Below are 16291 nucleotides of genomic sequence, written 5' to 3' on the forward strand. Positions count from 1 at the left end.
CTGTTACGGAGTTCGGCCACTGAGTCTGAATGCAAGCCTATAAATGCCGCTCTGGTGCTTTTAATAAATGGCTAAATTCAAATTTAGGTGCTTGTGGTGCGCGCCCAAAACAAATCCCTAAGGATTCATACCAGCCTACTTGTTGTAGATCGACATGTCGTTGGCGAATAGCTTCGGCGGTATTCATGTATTCAATCGTATTGCCACGTACATTCGCAACGGTTGCTCCACTAATTCCTGCTTCTAACAAATGCAAAGCAGCCGCGCCCGCTTCTAAGCCAAAGCTCACATCAAACGCCGAGGATTGCCCACAACGTACCAAATGCCCTGGATTCACGGAGCGTACTTCAGGAATTTCATATTGACCCTGTACGTACATGCCCATTTGCTGCATTAAGGCGGGAATTTCTGGGTCAGCTTTTAAGCGCTTACTGAGTTCTTGGCAAACATAAGCACCCGCACCGGTGAGTTTCTTATGGCCAAAAGCATCAGTTCCAGCGGCTGAATCGACTACTTCTTGACCTTGGCTATCATGCATACCTTCAGCGACCATAATTAAATAAGTGCCCGCACGCACATCACTACCGGCAATACGCTCGAAATAGCGCTGCTTCATATGCTGATAAAGCAGGTCAAAATCTACACTAATTTCAGGAATTAAAATCGCATCGGCTTCCGCACCAATTCCACCCCGGAAAGCTGTGTGACCTGCATTACGCCCAAACACTTCCACCACCATGACGCGGTTATGGGTACGCCCGGTAGTATGAATATCGCGAGCAAAACTAGCGATTCGGCTAACGGTTGAATCCGCACCTACCGAATAGGTTTGCAAATCCATGTCCATCGTTTTCGGCACATGCACGCAATGCACGCCATGTGCCGCTAAATCAACCATGACGGAGCCTGTATCATCGCCACCGCTAATGATCAAACCATCCAGATTGAATTTGGCTAAACCTTCACGGATGCGTTGGTATTTATTCGGGTCGGCGAGTTTACGAATATTGACCCGCGAATGGCCTGCTTCAGAACCCGCCACGGTACAATCAAAAATTTCTAGGCGTGCAGGGGTGAGTTCAACTAAGCCTTCAAAACTACTCAGATTATATAAGCCTGCATAACCATTCGGGATGATAAAGCACTGAATACCTTGTCCATGTGCCGCTAAGGTGACACCTTTAATCACTGCATTTAAGCCACCACAATCACCACCACTGGTGAGAATACCGATTTTTTTCATCATTTTTCCTCTCCGCACTTTGCTGGTTATTTAAGAATAAAGTGCTGAAGCAGTAGCTGCAATTAGAAAAGATCAACTGGTTAGTCTTAGGTACTCAATGCACAATCTGAGTTTGTGGCTTGCTGTTCAATCACTTGAATGAGAGCCGCAAGCTTGGGTAATAAGCTACGCCCTTCAGGGTAAATGAGCGCGGATTGAAATAAATAAGGCGTACCTTCAACTGCTTGGATTTTTAAGCGCCCTTGCAAAACATCATCGGCGACTACGCAAGCTGGCAACAAACCAATCCCCATATTCGCTAGCAAGCAACGGCGAATGACCTCAACATTAGTAAAGGCTTGCCGTGGTTTTAAATGTAAACCTAAAGCTCGAAAATGTGCCTCAGCAGCTACTCGATAAGTGCAGCCTTCTTCGGTGGTAATTATAGGATGTTCGTTCAAGCTGGTTAACGTCAGAGTGTGTGCTTGCCAACGTTCGGGATGGCAAACAAACACCACATCTTCAGCGTGGAGCTTATAATAATGACAAGCATCGGGTCGTACTTGGCTAACAATAATGGCTGCATCAATTTCACCGCTTTGCAAAGCTTGGCGATAGGCAAAAGGCTCGTGGGTGAGCATCACTTCCACTCGAGGGGCGTGGAGCTGCATGGCTTCAATCAGGCTAGGTAGGCGATAAATACACATTGAACTAGGTGCGAATAGTTTTAAACAGCCACTCGGTTCATGCGCAATGCTATGCGCTAGTTGTGTGATCTGTTCGGCGCTATTCAGAAAGTTTTGCAAACTCGTTTGGAGTTGACGCAAAGCACTGCTAGGGATAATGCCACGCCCTGCTGGCTCGAATAGATTAATCCCTAACTCAGCTGATAATTCACGCAGCTGTGCTGAAACACTGGAGGGAGCTAAATATAAAGCTTCTGCCGCCCGATTCACGCTGCCTAGTTCTAAAACAGTCAGCACACTACGTACTTGTCGAGGTGTCATTATGCAAATTCTCCGCATGGTTAGCGCAAAAATATTCGCTTTTATTGGATTTGTCAGCTCTTTATGCTGCAGTGCATATCCACTAATCAATCAGGAACTCTCAAATGCATCTGTATATTGCGTATAAAAACTATTCCTCTTGGTCGCTACGCCCGTGGATCGCTTTAAAAGTAGCGGGCATTCCTTTTGATGAAACTGTATTGCCTTTTTATCATAGTGATGCGTTAGACAAATTGGGTGAGCGTTACCAGATTCCAGCAAAAGTACCAGTGATTGAAGATCAAGGCCTGATTATTTGGGATAGCTTAGCGATGCTGGAATATGTGCATGAACAGTATCCAGAAAAAAAGCTATGGCCAGAAGATTTGGCACTACGCAGCTTAGCGCGTTCAGCCGCTGCAGAAATGCACAGTAGTTTTAGTGCTTTACGTTCGCAGCATCCCATGAATTGTCGTCGGCAAATTAAAATGCAGCCTTCAGCGGAAGTCCAGGTTGAGTTACAACGCTTGGCTGAGATTTGGGCACATTTTGATAAAGCAAACAAGCCAGCAGGGGATTTCTTATGTGGGCATTTCACGATTGTGGATGCTATGTATGCCCCTGTGATGTGGCGGGCAGTGGGTTACGGTTTAGAGGTTTCACCAAGCTTTAAAAAATGGACTGAAGCGATGTTAGCTTTACCTGCAATGCAGGAATGGCTCGCAGCTGCTAAAGCAGAGGAAGCTAAATGGACTATTGCGCAATATGATGAGGTGGGGATTTAAACAAGTTGTAAACAACGTATCCAGCTGAGAACTAGCTGGATACGTGAGTAGTTATTTTAGCCCGGAGACATCCCGCGCAAACGTTCAGAACGTCGCCGCAATAGCTCCAAAGTCACCAAAAGCATCACTGATAACACCACTAGAATCGTGGCAACCGCTAAAATCGTTGGGCTAATCTGTTCGCGTAAACCGGTGAACATTTGCCAAGGTAAAGTTTTATTCTTGGCAGAACCCACGAACATCACCACGACCACTTCATCAAAAGAAGTAATAAAGGCAAATAGTGAACCGGAAATCACACCTGGAATAATTAAAGGCATTTGTACTTTAAAGAAAGTACGTACTGGACCAGAACCCATTGAAGCAGCAGCGCGGGTGAGGCTGCGATCAAAACCAACTAGAGTAGCTGTTACTGTAATGATAACAAAGGGAATGCCTAAAGCTGCATGTGCAAGCACTATCTTAATATACTCAACAAGATTGGCATTCATGCCCAAACTATCAACCATGTAATTCCCAAGGCGGGCATAGAAGAAGTACATGCCAGTAGCAGAGATAATCAGTGGCACAATCATCGGCGATATCAGGGTTGCCATAATGGCTCGACGGAAAGGCACATGACTTTGACTTAAACCAATCGCCGCAATGGTGCCTAAAACAACGGCGATGAGTGTTGCAACAGGCGCAATTTTTAGCGAGTTGCGGATGGCATTTTGCCAATCACTGTTGGTAAAAAAGTCTTGATAATGCTTTAAAGAATAACCTTCTGGTTGTAGCTTGAGCATTTCTGGTGTGAAGGTAAAAAAGTCAGTCGCATTGAAACTCAATGGAATAATAATCAGAATCGGTGCAATCAAGAAAAAGAAGATTAAGCCGCAGATTATCCGAAAACTGTAATACCACGCTTTTTGTCCAGTACTTGCATAAATCGGTAAATTCATGGCGGCTTACCCCAACTTCACTTTATCAATACCGACAATTTTGTCGTATACCCAATACAGTACGAGCACCAAGGTTAAGAGAATAGTGCCCAGTGCAGCAGCCATGCCCCAGTTAAGTGAGCTGGAAATATGGTAGGCAATCCGGTTAGAAATAAAGGTACCTTGCGTACCACCCACCAATTCAGGGGTAATGTAATAACCAATGGCTAAGATAAAGGTAAGAATCGCCCCAGCCCCAATCCCTGCAACGGTTTGTGGAAAGTAGACGCGCCAGAAGGCAGTCCAATCGGTAGCACCTAAAGATTTGGCAGCACGCAGATAAGAGGGGGGAATAGTCCGCATCACTGAATACAGCGGCAAAATCATAAAGGGCAAGAGGATATGGGTCATCGCAATCAGTGTACCCAGCTGATTATTGATGAGTTCTAAGCGGCCACTATGACTAATCACCCCGAGCCAAACCAAAATGTCATTGATCACCCCTTGTTGTTGTAACAGTACTTTCCATGCGGAAGTACGGACTAATAAAGAAGTCCAGAAGGGTAATAGCACTAAGATCATTAATAAGTTCGAGGTGCGCATTGGCAAATTAGCTAGTAACCAAGCAATCGGATAGCCCAAAACTAAGCACAAGGCAGTAATCAATAGGCTCATAAAAATAGTACGAGCAAATAGATTTAGATAGATACGTTCCGATTCTGGCAGCCTTTGTATGCCATCAGGCGTCTTTTTCATATCTAAGGCTGCAAGGAAATAACCATCGGTATATTTAGGGGAGTAGAGTTTGAATAAATTCCAAGTGTTTAGATCCCCCCATGCTTTGTCAGCAGCAAGAAATTGCTCTTTATAGCTGACACCTTCTTTCATTTTACTCACATCTTTGCCTACTTTCCGAAATAGCGAGGACATACCACTATTTTCATAGTTAAGACGTGTACCCAGTTTAGTGTGATTTTTCTGCTCAACTGCCTGCTTCAAGTCATTATAAAGTGCAGTATAAGTTGCTTCATCGGGTAGCTGCGCGGTTTTAGGATCCCAGCTTTCTAAGCTAGTGGTGGTTTGTGGAAGGGTTTGGCTGACGATGCTGTTATCTATGGAACGCATCAACATGTCGGCAATCGGAATAACGAAGGTAATTAAAATAAAAATCAATAAAGGAGCAATCAGTAATAAAGCGCGTACTTTTTGTTTAAACAGTGCGCGGGCGATTTGCTTTTTTAACGGTACACCGTTAAGGGTTTGGAGTTGCTCCATAGCTCATATCCTGTGGCAAGAAGCTCCCTCCTCAAAGTGAGGAGGGATACGATTGAAAGCATGCTGAGTAACGCGGCAGCGAAGATTACTTAGCTAACCAAGCCTCAAATTTCTTATTCATTTCGTCTTCGTTGTTTGACCACCATTCAATGTTATTCACTAAGTAACGCTTAGCATTGGCTGGGTTATTAGGCATATGGGGAGCCATTTCAATGCCTAACGTTGCATGTTTACCTACCAAAGGCTGAGAGGAAGCACGTGCAGGGCCGTAAGAGATGTATTTAGCTTGATCGGCTAAGTGTTGAGTGTCAGTGGACACTTTCAGAAAGTCCAGTACGCGGGCTTTGCGATCTTCAGGTAAACCAGCAGGAACAATCCAACCGTCAAAGTCGAAAATTTGATAATCCCACAGCATAGCAACAGGTTGTTTTTTCTCTTCGATCACATCGAATAAACGGCCATTGTAAGTAGAGCCAATCACCGCTTCTTTATCTGCTAAACGTTGTGGCGTTTCGGCACCCGCTGACCACCAAAGAACGTCTTTTTTAATGGTATCCAGTTTAGCTAAAGCTTTATCCACGCCTTCTGGAGTAGACAAGACTTCGTATAGCTTCTCTTTGGGCACACCGTCACACAGTAAAGCCCATTCCAAGTTTTTCTTGGGGCGTTTTTCTAAGCTACGTTTACCCGGGAAGGTTTTAGTATCGAATACCGCACATAAGTCTTCTGGTTTTTTACCATTCCATTCAGGTACATCAGTGCGATAACCGAAGGTGGTAGAGAACACGATTTGAGGAATGAAGCATTTGTTAATTAAGCTATCGCCAAAGTCTTTAGTCGGGGTTGAGCCATCTTTACCTGGAGCTAGGTCTTTATCAAAATCCATTTCCATCGCTAAGCCTTCGTCACACAAACGTTGTGAATCAGGGCCTTCTACGTCAACTAAATCCCACGTGATGTTTTTGGCTTCAGCCATCGCCCGCAATTTAGCAACCGCTTCATTCGAGCTTTCATCATTGATGATTTTGAAACCAGGATTTGCCGCCATATAAGGCTCGTGATAGGCCTTAATTTGAGAGTTTGAATATGCACCGCCCCAAGAAACGATGGTCATTTCTTTTGCCATATCGGCAGCAAGTAGGCCACTAGAAAAAGTGGCAATGCTGACTGCTGCAAAAATTGGTTTCAACTTCATGCTTCTCTCCGTAAATGGAATGCCCATACTAATAACTAAATAAAAGACCCGAAACTATCACGCATCGAGCGCGCGACAATCATTTTTATCCCACCCAACTCGAATAGTTTGGCCGACCGATAACATAGTGCCATCGCCCGCGTTGGGAATCTTAACGATAAAGGAATCATCCCCATACACTGACATTCGACAGCGAATATGATCCCCTAAATAAATCAACTCAAGCACTTTGCCTTCGGTTGCATACATGCCTGCTTGGCTACCAATCCGTACTCGTTCAGGACGAATCGAACACAAAGTTGGTTTGCCAATGCCTTCACAATTGACCGCTAGTGCTTCCGCTTGTTGGCCATTGGTAAACTCAACTAAAGCAGTTTCACCTTTTAAGTCTTTGACGATGCCCTTGAGCTTATTGTTCTCACCAATGAACTGAGCCACGAAAGAATTACTTGGGCGTTCATACAAATCAGCCGGTCTAGCAAGCTGTTGGACAATACCGTCATTAAAGACCGCAATTCGATCTGACATGGTTAAAGCTTCAGATTGGTCATGGGTAACGTAAACGACGGTAATGCCAAGATGCTCATGCAGATGCTTAATTTCAAACTGCATGTGTTCACGCAGTTGTTTATCTAAAGCACCAAGCGGCTCATCCATTAAAACTAAAGAGGGTTCAAAGACTAAAGCGCGAGCTAAAGCAATTCGCTGCTGTTGTCCACCGGATAATTGGGCAGGGCGACGACCGCCGAATTTACCCATTTGCACCATATCGAGCGCTTTACGCACCTTATCTTCGCGCTCCGTTTGGGTCATACCACGGACTTCTAAAGGAAAGGCTAGATTTTCAGCCACGGTCATATGGGGGAACAGTGCATAGTTTTGGAAAACCATGCCAATACCGCGCTTGTGAGGAGGAATATTATTGATTGAACGCCCATCAAGAAAAATATCACCGTGGGTTGCTGTCTCAAACCCAGCTAACATCATTAAGCAGGTGGTTTTACCAGAACCAGACGGCCCTAGTAAGGTAATGAACTCCCCCTTGTCGATACCTAGATTGAAACTCTTTACAACTAATGTGATGCCGTCATAACTCTTTTGTACGTTGTCAAACAATACAAAAGGTTGGGTGCCTTGCGATTGAGACATGCTTCTCCTTTAAGGTGTGCGGTTGAAGCTGTCTTGTTTATAACAGAATTATTTCATGAATAGCAAGGTTCGGAATAAGAATTCCTAACAGAGTGCATAAGCTTGGTTTACAAGACTATTTTTAGGTAAAAGTCCACTTCACCGATTTGGTGAAGTGGATACTCTATTGACTATTTTAGGTATTTAGTTGCTTGTTTTAAGTGCGTTCTGTTTGTTGGCGAATTTGTGCAAAACTGACTTCTTTTAACAAACTACCATTGCGGAAAATTGGCTGAAGCTGGTTTTCGTGATCCGCTAGTTGATCTTCACGAATCGTTTCCCAACCTGCTTTCGTGTGAATTACCGCTAAGCGCCCCCGTTTTGAGGTTTTGCCTAAATCGGTAATGGGTTGTTTATATACATCCAACCACTCACCTTGAATGCGAATGGCAGAGGCTTTCATGGCAAAACTTAAGGTGTCGCGGTTCACTTTTTGTAAAAGACCAGCACCCATTCCAAAGGCAATATTTTCAGTTGAGAAGCCATGCGCTTTTACACACTCTAAAATCACTCCGAGTGACTCTAAATTCACTCCATCGCCTTGAATAATCCGCACGCAATCTTTCAGGACGCGATAGCCTTTTTGATTGACTCGGCTCTCAAAGGCTTGCTCTAAACGCTGCATGACTTCAACTACCACTATCTCGGGTTGACCAGAGTCGGGGCGAATCACTAAAGTGGCACCGCTTTGCTCCACTTGTTCTTTGAGCTGCTTACCCCAAATTTCCGAAACAGCGTTATAAATGTCATAGGAGTCAGAGACGACTGCGAGAATTTTCCCCGGTTGTGCAAACTGCTTGAGCATATTCGCATAGGCCTCGGTTTCATGCTCCCGCCCCCAAGAGGTAATCGTCGAGTGTTCCGCGGCTGGAATCGAATAGGCCGGCATCTCTGCCCCATAATAGCGCCGCGCTGCCAACAAAGCGGCTACCGTATCGGTGCCCATGAAATTAACTAAATGTGCCATCCCACCCAAAGCAGCCGTTTCTTGTGAAGAGGTTCCACGCGCACCAAAATCATGTAGTTTAAACGGCAATTGCTCCGCTGGCTGATCACAAGTAGCTTCTAAGTATTCACGAATAATTTGCTTGGCATGCCAAGATAAAGTGGCAACCGTGGTGGGATACCAAATAGCGCGCAATAACATGGTTTCTAAGTAAGAGGGTAGCCAACATAAGCGCGGATCAGTATTTTGAATTTGGACTAAAGCCGTACCGGTTGGAACGATACTACCTTCAGGTAAAGCACAAATCTCTACTGGCATTAAGCCTTGATATTCATTGACAATAATTTCCCAACCCGCGCGATTGAAGGGTACGCCATGTGCAGCAAAAATTTCTGCGGCTTCTTCAATATGCGCTTGAGTCACAGGCTGTAAGAGATAAGCTTTGATAAAAGCCTGCAAACCAAAATACAGTGCTTGTTTAAATTGCCCACCGCGTGCTTCCACATAAGAAGAAACGATTTCACTATTGGGCGGATATTGCACAAAGTGGCTGGCTTTGTAGCTGTCAGTATTGAGAATTAAATTGTCAAAAATCGGATTAGAGTTGAACATGGAAATCCTCCGGTGTTCGGGTGAATAGAGCAGCAGTCTATCCGCTGCATAACAGTGGGTTTTAAACTAACCCACCAAAGTTTTAATAATATGAAAATGATCTTCAAACATCTGTTCAGGATTCAATTCGGCCAGCGGTAACCAAAATGCCTGTTTTGCATCATCACTACCTTTAACTTTAGGCAGACCTTGTGCATCCGGTTTTAATTCAATCAGATAAGCGTGCGTGAGGGTACGCCCACGCGACGAACGATGTGGGTCATCAAAGACCTGCGATTTACTGATTGAACCAGCCAGTACGGGCGTTGGGATTTTTAGACGAGTTTCTTCGCGTAATTCCCGTAAAACCGCATCGCGAATTTTTTCCTCAGCATTCAGAAAGCCACCGGGTAAGGCAAATTGGCCTTTACCGGGGCGGGCTTTACGCTCAACTAAGAGAATATGTCCAGCCTGAATGACTACCGCGTCCACGGTGACAAAGATAGGCGGATAAGGCGAAGTTGCCCAACCACTTTGATAATCACGAATAAACTGCCACTCGCTGACAATATATTCATAAGCGGCAGTTTGTTGAAAAGTAGCTAAAGCTTGTTTGACCCCTTCAGGGAAATCATCAGTAATTACCTGATTTAAGAAGTATTGCTCGCGTAACGGAGTGGAAGACAAATTACCCCAAGCAGGCACATTTAGCGCTTTCCATTGCGGGAAGAGGGCAAGGTAATAAGAGCTATGATCTTTAGAATGCCCGATTAAGCCCACACGTGGATCATCCGTACCCAGTTTAGGTGGATAACGGCAAACAATGCCATTTACACTTTGTTGAACGCGTGCTACCCAATTTTGATCATTATATAAATCGTCCATGAGCGGCACGATAATCAAACGCTCTTGAGTTGCAGCATCAAAAGCAGCACGAATATGTTGTTCGCGTTCGGCAAACGTCCAAGGATTACGGATGCTACGGGGTTGATGGCTGGAACCTACTAAAATAATGATGCGCTCTGCCTGTTCTAAGGCAGTTGAAATCACATAGTGATGACCTTTGTGCAAAGGTTGGAAGCGGCCAATAAAGACCAGAAAATCAAAAGCTTTAGCAGCGTTAGCTGGCATGATCAGTAAACTCCTTACTGAAAAATAAGTACTCAGTCTATCTAAGTGTCTGAACAGTTAAACACTCCAGATACCAGCGGTCAAGTCAGCAATTACCAATACTTGCATAGGGCAGACGACTGGTAGTGTCAGACTTGTCACTTAACTGACAACAAGCATTTCATTGTCAGTTAAGTTTTCTTAATCGCGTCAATTTATGACAGGCTCTATTAAAAATTAATCTGTTTAATTTTTAATTTTTATATATGAATCAATATTTTATATTTATTTAGCTAAGTTGGCACAAGCGTTGCAATAGTATAAACAAGAAGAAAAAGAAGAACGACGGAAGCTAAAATAAATAACAACAATAACAAAATAATAAGAAAAAGTTCCAAGCCCGACTGGCGAGGCGGCCTCACTAATAAGCCCCAATAAATAGCCGCCGCCAAGAGTATCTCCCCCCGATTAGCCCTCAGGGGGGAGTAACTAAATAGACGACGCGAAAACGATAATAAGAACAAACCCCTTTGGTCAGTGCTTCGGTGCTGACCTTTTTCATTTCTAGCTTAAGGTCAACCAAGCTAACATGATATAACGCCCACCTTTGGCCAAAATAATCAACAACATAAATTCTAAGAAGGGCATGCGCATCAAACCTGCGATTAGGGTTAAAGGATCACCAATAATCGGTACCCAACTTAAAAGTACAGACCAAGCACCATACCGCTGATAAAAATTTTGTGCGCGACTTAAACTTGCCTCACTCACGGGGAACCAAGTGCTTTCGCGGAAATACTCAAGATAGCGACCTAAATACCAGTTCACTAGCGAACCTAAGCAATTCCCTGCAGTAGCGACTAAGACCAACAAATAGATTGAATAGTCTTTGCTTAGAATTAACCCAACTAAGATGGCTTCTGATTGTGCAGGGACAAGGGTTGCTGCTAAAAAAGCCGCTAGAAATAAGCCTGCATATGCCATTAAAGGTGCATTCCTTGAGTATTTAACTGAAAAGATGTGCAGATTTTAAGTGGTTTAAGCATCGCCCAAAAAAATTTCAAAATTTTTGAGAAAAACTCTCCAAGACCATGAACCTCTAAAAAACTGGGCGCGACATATGGAGTACACATTACCTACCTCGCAAGTAAAGTGTGGCTGTAAACTTCAACCCTCGAAGTCTACAGTATTTTTAAAGGCAGCCTCCATTCCCTCGCGAGCTGCCTTTTTTGTTTTCTCTAAGTTCTAAGCTTTATGTTCTGGTGTCGCATCTTCAAATTTATTCACATGCCTTAAACTAGGAAAAGCCCAGATCCATGCGGCGGTAATCCCTAAAGTGAATAAACTCCCCATTACTGCTGTGGGTACTGCGCCCAACCAAGCTGCACTACTTCCTGCACGAAACTCACCCAATTCATTCGATGAACCAATAAACAACATATTTACTGCATTCACGCGGCCACGCATGGCATCGGGGGTAGAAAACTGTACTAAAGAGGAGCGAATATACATACTCACCATATCGGCAGCGCCCGCAATCACTAAAGCGATAAAGGACAAAGCAAAGACAGTAGAGATGGCAAAAACTAAATTGGCTAAGCCAAAAATAAACACCGCAATGAACATCGTCATGCCCACGCGCTGATTGAAGGGATAAAGACTCAAGTAGAAGCCCACAGCTACTTCACCCACGGCCATCGCACTACGCAATAACCCTAAACCTGTTGAATCTGTATGCAAAACATCCTGTGCGTAAATGGGCAATAACGCAACTACACCGCCTAAGAGTACTGCGAATAAATCTAAGGAAATTGTGCCAAGAATAATGGGGCGCGAACGAATAAATTGAATCCCTGCAGTAAAGCGTTGCCAAGCCCCAATTTCCTGATTTTTTGGTTCAGGTTTTTCAGCATATAGGACAGGCACGAAAGCAATCAGTAAGACAGCTGCAGAAAAAGAAGCCAAACAAACTGAATAAGTCGCGACTCCACTCCCTAGAGCATATAGTCCCCCTCCCAGAACTGGGCCAGAAATAGCTGCTACCCGCATTAACATACTATTCGCTGCAATGGCTGCGGGAAGTTGTTCACGCGCTACCACTTGGGGCAATAAACTTTGCAACGCAGGACCCGTAAAAGCCCGCGCACTGCCATAGAGCAAAAGTACTGCATAGAAGTAATTAGGATTCGTCAGGTGATAAAAAGAAAGAACCAGCAATAAAGCACTGCACAAGCCTTGTACCGCCCAACTGGCCATCACAATCTTCTTCCGATCAAAGCGATCAATTAAATCCCCTGCGGGAATGAGTAAGAACAACATTGGAATAAATTGCGCTAAACCCACATAAGCCAACGTCATTGGATCATGGGTCATATCATAAACTTGCCATGCCACCACAATCGCTTGAATTTGTGAAGCGAAGAAGGAAAACAAACGGCTGGTGATGAAGGGCAAGAAGCCGGGTTGACGGTAAATGCTAGTAGTAGATAATGAAGACATGCAAGAGTCGTAGCCTTTCAATCAAGAAGGCGCGGCATTATTCGCTTGAAGCTTAGAGTGTGCAAGAAGAAGACTAGACAGTAAGTATTTAAAAGATACATTAGCTTAAAGGCAGGCTCCTCACTCAAGCACTGAGCAAGGAGTTAGGTTCTGATTAAACCCCCAAATACCCTGCCAACTCATCCGACTGTTCAATCGTTTTCGCTGCACCCGACATCACCACTTGGCCTTTTTGCAGCACAATTGCACGGTCGCTATTGGCTAGAACTTTATGATAGTTACGGTCAACAATCAGGGTGGCAATACCACTTGCGCGAATTGTATCAATCACTCGCCAGATTTCTTCCACGATCAAAGGCGCTAAACCTTCAGTAGCTTCATCGAGGATAATTAAATCCGGATGAGTCATGAGTGCACGTCCAATGGACAGCATTTGCTGCTCGCCGCCTGAGAGCTGATTGCCCATATTCCCAATCCGCTCTTGTAAGCGTGGAAAGGTTTCAATAATGCGTTCGTAAGGCCAGTCATTACGTCCATCTAGGCCGCGCCGTGCTGCCATAATTAGATTTTCGCGCACCGACAAATTTGGAAACACACCACGACCTTCGGGGACATAAGCAATGCCCATACGTGCCACTTCATGCGGTTTAGCCTTGGACATATCTTTGCCACGCACGCTGATATGCCCATCCCGTTGCTTGATATGTCCGAGCAAAGTACGAATCAGAGTACTTTTACCCATGCCATTGCGCCCCAGCAAACCGACCGTTTCACCCCGACCGATTTTGAAGTCAATGCCTTGAAGCACATGACTAGAACCATACCAGGCATGTACATCACTCGCTTCGATGAGGAGTTCAGAATTAGGCATCTTAATGTCCTCCTAAATAAGCGGTTTGCACGTCTGGGTTTACACGAATCTGATCAGGTGTATCGGAGGCAATCACGCTGCCATTGACCATGACCGTGATCCGATCAGCAATCCTAAATACCGCATCCATATCATGCTCAACTAATAAAATCGCGTGACCCGCTTTTAAGTTGTCTAGGAGCTTAAGCATCCGATCCGTTTCTTCTGCCCCCATGCCTGCAAGTGGCTCATCCAGTAGTAGCACCTCTGGTTGAATCGCTAAGCACATGGCAATTTCCAGTTGGCGTTTCTGTCCGTGGGAGAGCAGTCCAGCAAAGCGCTCTTTTACCTCCGTCAGACCCGATAATTCCAAAGCGCGATTCGCGGATTCCACACTCTGTTTACATTTTTGGGCATCATTCCACCATACCCAAGGACGTTGTACTTGAGCTTGAGCCGCTAAGCGACAATTTTCGAAGACGCTAAAATCAGGGAAAATCGTATTGCGCTGATAGCTACGCCCTAAGCCTTGGCGAGCGCGTTTGGCTTGTGACCAATTGGTCGCTTCCTTACCGAGTAGCTCAATTTTGCCTTCAGTGGGTGGGAATTCGCCGGATAAAATATTAATCAGTGTCGATTTGCCAGCGCCATTGGTGCCAATCACTGCATGTACTGTGCCACGTTCTAGCTCAATCGACACCTTATTGACTGCGACTAAACCGCCCCAGCGTTGGGTGATGCCGCTGCCTTTTAATAAAGTTTCTGCCATTTCTGCATCTCCTTATTTCAGCACAACTTGTGCATCACGAGGGCGGCTGCCATATAGACGCTTGTGCAAGACTTCCGGTAAGCCAACTAAACCTTTGGGCAAGAGCGCCACACAGGCAATAATCGTAAAGCCTAAGCCGAGTTGCCAATGCTTGGAGAAAGCACCAAAAATCTCCGAAGATTTGAAAAACTCTTGCAAGAACACAAAGGCAAAAGCGCCAATAATTGCCCCGCGTAAATGCCCTAAACCACCAAGAATAATCATGATTAATAAGGCACCGGATAAATGCCAGCTCATCATCTCAGGATTAACGAAGCCATCTTTGACCGCAAACAAAAAGCCCGCTAAACCTGCAATCCCGCCAGACGTAGTAAAGGCTGCAAGTTTATATGGATAGGTTGAGAAACCTGAGGCGCGCATGCGTTGCTCATTAATCCGAATCCCCGCCAGTACCCGCCCAAAATGGGAGCGTAAGAGAATAGCTAGAAAGACAAAAGTCCAGACTAAAAATACCCAAGTGAAAAAGTACAAGACCTTGGCATCATTTAGATCAATGACTGAACCTAAAATAGGTTTGAAATACAGGTAAATTCCATCCGTACCGCCACCTAGTTTAGTATCGTGCACTACATAGTAAGCCATTTGTGCAAAGGCTAAAGTGACCATAATGAAGTACACGCCTTTAGTGCGTAGCGATAAAGCGCCGACAAATAAAGCATAAGCCGCCGCCGCTACAATCGAGGCTGGTAACAGCCATAAAAGATTGGCTGATTCACTTTCCGGCGAAAGCATCACTGCTATATAAGCACCAATTCCAAAGAAGGCAGCTTGACCGAAACAGACTAAGCCCGTACTTCCGACTAATAATTCTAAGCTCATCGCTAAAATGGCATAGATCATAATCTTGGCTACCAGATCTAAACCATAGCTACTCGCAAACAAGGGATATAAAGCTAAGCCTGCAAACACCAAGCCAATAAACAGAAATTTTCCACTGAACAATTTATCCATGATGTTTGGCCTCAGCTAGTTTTGAATAAACCATCCGGCTTCCACAGCAGGATGAGAGCCATTAACACATATACCAGCACCCCAGCTGCTTCTGGAAGCAAGACTTTGCCAAAGGTATCGACAAAGCCAATCAGCATTGCTGCTAGGAAAGCACCACGAATCGAGCCTATCCCGCCAATAACTACCACCACAAAGCAGATAATCAAAACTTGACCACCCATGCCTGGATAAACCGTAGAAACCGGTGCTGAAATCATGCCCGCAACAGCGGCTAAAGCTACACCTGCCGCAAATACAATGCGATAAAGCAATTTGATGTCGATGCCTAAAGACTGCACCATTTCACGGTTAGTGCTACCAGCACGAATCATCATCCCCAAACGGGTACGTGTGAAGATGTAATACATGCCCAAAGCTAAGAGTAAACAGACTGCTGAAATGAATAAGCGATAGACCGGATAAGTCATCACATCGCCCAGTGGAATCACGCCCGCTAAGAAATCAGGGGGTTGTACACCATGCACATCATCACCGACTAATAGGCTACGCAACTCTTCAAAGACCAGAATCAAACCGTAGGTCATCAGCACTTGCTGTAAGTGATCTCGGTCATACAAAAAGCTAAAAAAAGCCCATTCGAGGAAATAGCCTAAAATCACTGCTAAGACTAAGCCAATCACTAAGACCGAGAAAAAACCACCCCCAAAGGCATTCGCTACAAGAGGGCTCAGTGCATAGGCCATATAAGCGCCTATCATATAGAAGCTACCATGAGCGAGATTGATCACGCCCATAATGCCGAAAATCAAAGTCAGACCCATTGCTACTAAAAATAGCAGCAAGCCGTATTGTAAGGAGTTCAGGCATTGAATTAAGAAGATGGATAAGTCCATAGAGTGCTCCGCTTTAAACTTCTCATAATCTCTCCCTGTGGCCAGAGAGAT

15 protein-coding genes are annotated in these 16291 nt (G+C 44.8%); 1 reads left to right on the top strand and 14 read right to left on the bottom strand.

Annotated features, from left to right (window positions below; all coding sequences use genetic code 11):
* Positions 1-37 precede the first annotated feature (37 nt).
* Both Q0230_RS15520 and Q0230_RS15525 read right to left on the bottom strand, forming a co-directional pair.
* Complete coding sequence (locus Q0230_RS15520) at positions 38-1246, bottom strand: 6-phosphofructokinase (RefSeq protein WP_298611101.1); 1209 nt, start codon at positions 1244-1246, stop codon at positions 38-40.
* Positions 1247-1329: 83 nt separating this feature from the next.
* Complete coding sequence (locus Q0230_RS15525; protein ID WP_298611103.1) at positions 1330-2229, bottom strand: LysR family transcriptional regulator; 900 nt, start codon at positions 2227-2229, stop codon at positions 1330-1332.
* A gap of 104 nt (positions 2230-2333) precedes the next feature.
* Here Q0230_RS15525 and Q0230_RS15530 point away from each other — a divergent pair, with 104 nt between their 5' ends.
* Positions 2334-2993, top strand: coding sequence for a glutathione S-transferase (locus tag Q0230_RS15530; RefSeq protein WP_298611105.1), 660 nt, complete (start codon positions 2334-2336; stop codon positions 2991-2993).
* A 56-nt stretch (positions 2994-3049) separates the two neighbouring features.
* On the opposite strand, the gene Q0230_RS15535 is transcribed toward Q0230_RS15530, so the two are convergent.
* From Q0230_RS15535 to Q0230_RS15590, 12 genes are all read right to left on the bottom strand, one after another.
* On the bottom strand, positions 3050-3934 hold the full coding sequence (locus Q0230_RS15535; RefSeq protein WP_298611107.1) for an ABC transporter permease: 885 nt from the start codon (positions 3932-3934) through the stop codon (positions 3050-3052).
* Between the two features lie 6 nt (positions 3935-3940).
* Positions 3941-5188: an ABC transporter permease gene (locus tag Q0230_RS15540; RefSeq protein WP_298611109.1), complete on the bottom strand. Its 1248-nt coding sequence runs from the start codon at positions 5186-5188 to the stop codon at positions 3941-3943.
* A gap of 85 nt (positions 5189-5273) precedes the next feature.
* On the bottom strand, positions 5274-6383 hold the full coding sequence (locus Q0230_RS15545; RefSeq protein WP_298611111.1) for an extracellular solute-binding protein: 1110 nt from the start codon (positions 6381-6383) through the stop codon (positions 5274-5276).
* 57 nt (positions 6384-6440) lie between these two features.
* Entirely contained in the window at positions 6441-7532 is a 1092-nt protein-coding gene (locus Q0230_RS15550) for an ABC transporter ATP-binding protein (protein ID WP_298611113.1), read from the bottom strand.
* Positions 7533-7728: 196 nt separating this feature from the next.
* Positions 7729-9129, bottom strand: a complete 1401-nt coding sequence (locus Q0230_RS15555) for a nicotinate phosphoribosyltransferase (protein ID WP_298611114.1) — start codon at positions 9127-9129, stop codon at positions 7729-7731.
* Positions 9130-9195: 66 nt separating this feature from the next.
* Positions 9196-10239 (bottom strand): bifunctional nicotinamide-nucleotide adenylyltransferase/Nudix hydroxylase, encoded by a 1044-nt coding sequence (locus tag Q0230_RS15560; RefSeq protein ID WP_298611116.1) that lies wholly within the window; start codon positions 10237-10239, stop codon positions 9196-9198.
* A gap of 543 nt (positions 10240-10782) precedes the next feature.
* On the bottom strand, positions 10783-11202 hold the full coding sequence (locus tag Q0230_RS15565; protein WP_298611118.1) for a YqaA family protein: 420 nt from the start codon (positions 11200-11202) through the stop codon (positions 10783-10785).
* 261 nt (positions 11203-11463) lie between these two features.
* A complete protein-coding gene (locus tag Q0230_RS15570) occupies positions 11464-12717 on the bottom strand; it encodes an MFS transporter (RefSeq protein ID WP_298611120.1) in 1254 nt (417 codons plus the stop codon).
* Positions 12718-12871: 154 nt separating this feature from the next.
* Positions 12872-13588 (bottom strand): ABC transporter ATP-binding protein, encoded by a 717-nt coding sequence (locus Q0230_RS15575; RefSeq protein WP_298611122.1) that lies wholly within the window; start codon positions 13586-13588, stop codon positions 12872-12874.
* 1 nt (position 13589) lies between these two features.
* Positions 13590-14336 carry an ABC transporter ATP-binding protein gene (locus Q0230_RS15580; RefSeq protein ID WP_298611124.1) on the bottom strand — a complete coding sequence of 249 codons (747 nt, stop codon included), beginning with the start codon at positions 14334-14336 and terminating at the stop codon, positions 13590-13592.
* A 12-nt stretch (positions 14337-14348) separates the two neighbouring features.
* Positions 14349-15347, bottom strand: a complete 999-nt coding sequence (locus Q0230_RS15585; RefSeq protein WP_298611126.1) for a branched-chain amino acid ABC transporter permease — start codon at positions 15345-15347, stop codon at positions 14349-14351.
* Between the two features lie 11 nt (positions 15348-15358).
* Complete coding sequence (locus tag Q0230_RS15590; RefSeq protein WP_298611128.1) at positions 15359-16240, bottom strand: branched-chain amino acid ABC transporter permease; 882 nt, start codon at positions 16238-16240, stop codon at positions 15359-15361.
* Between the last annotated feature and the right edge of the window lie 51 nt (positions 16241-16291).

Source organism: uncultured Thiothrix sp. (genome assembly GCF_937876535.1).
Lineage (GTDB): Bacteria > Pseudomonadota > Gammaproteobacteria > Thiotrichales > Thiotrichaceae > Thiolinea.

Coding starts and splice junctions, on each gene's coding strand:
- Q0230_RS15520 (WP_298611101.1), bottom strand. CDS start 1,246: ATGATGAAAAAAATCGGTATTCTCACCAGTGGTGGTGATTGTGGTGGC.
- Q0230_RS15525 (WP_298611103.1), bottom strand. CDS start 2,229: ATGACACCTCGACAAGTACGTAGTGTGCTGACTGTTTTAGAACTAGGC.
- Q0230_RS15530 (WP_298611105.1), top strand. CDS start 2,334: ATGCATCTGTATATTGCGTATAAAAACTATTCCTCTTGGTCGCTACGC.
- Q0230_RS15535 (WP_298611107.1), bottom strand. CDS start 3,934: ATGAATTTACCGATTTATGCAAGTACTGGACAAAAAGCGTGGTATTAC.
- Q0230_RS15540 (WP_298611109.1), bottom strand. CDS start 5,188: ATGGAGCAACTCCAAACCCTTAACGGTGTACCGTTAAAAAAGCAAATC.
- Q0230_RS15545 (WP_298611111.1), bottom strand. CDS start 6,383: ATGAAGTTGAAACCAATTTTTGCAGCAGTCAGCATTGCCACTTTTTCT.
- Q0230_RS15550 (WP_298611113.1), bottom strand. CDS start 7,532: ATGTCTCAATCGCAAGGCACCCAACCTTTTGTATTGTTTGACAACGTA.
- Q0230_RS15555 (WP_298611114.1), bottom strand. CDS start 9,129: ATGTTCAACTCTAATCCGATTTTTGACAATTTAATTCTCAATACTGAC.
- Q0230_RS15560 (WP_298611116.1), bottom strand. CDS start 10,239: ATGCCAGCTAACGCTGCTAAAGCTTTTGATTTTCTGGTCTTTATTGGC.
- Q0230_RS15565 (WP_298611118.1), bottom strand. CDS start 11,202: ATGGCATATGCAGGCTTATTTCTAGCGGCTTTTTTAGCAGCAACCCTT.
- Q0230_RS15570 (WP_298611120.1), bottom strand. CDS start 12,717: ATGTCTTCATTATCTACTACTAGCATTTACCGTCAACCCGGCTTCTTG.
- Q0230_RS15575 (WP_298611122.1), bottom strand. CDS start 13,588: ATGCCTAATTCTGAACTCCTCATCGAAGCGAGTGATGTACATGCCTGG.
- Q0230_RS15580 (WP_298611124.1), bottom strand. CDS start 14,336: ATGGCAGAAACTTTATTAAAAGGCAGCGGCATCACCCAACGCTGGGGC.
- Q0230_RS15585 (WP_298611126.1), bottom strand. CDS start 15,347: ATGGATAAATTGTTCAGTGGAAAATTTCTGTTTATTGGCTTGGTGTTT.
- Q0230_RS15590 (WP_298611128.1), bottom strand. CDS start 16,240: ATGGACTTATCCATCTTCTTAATTCAATGCCTGAACTCCTTACAATAC.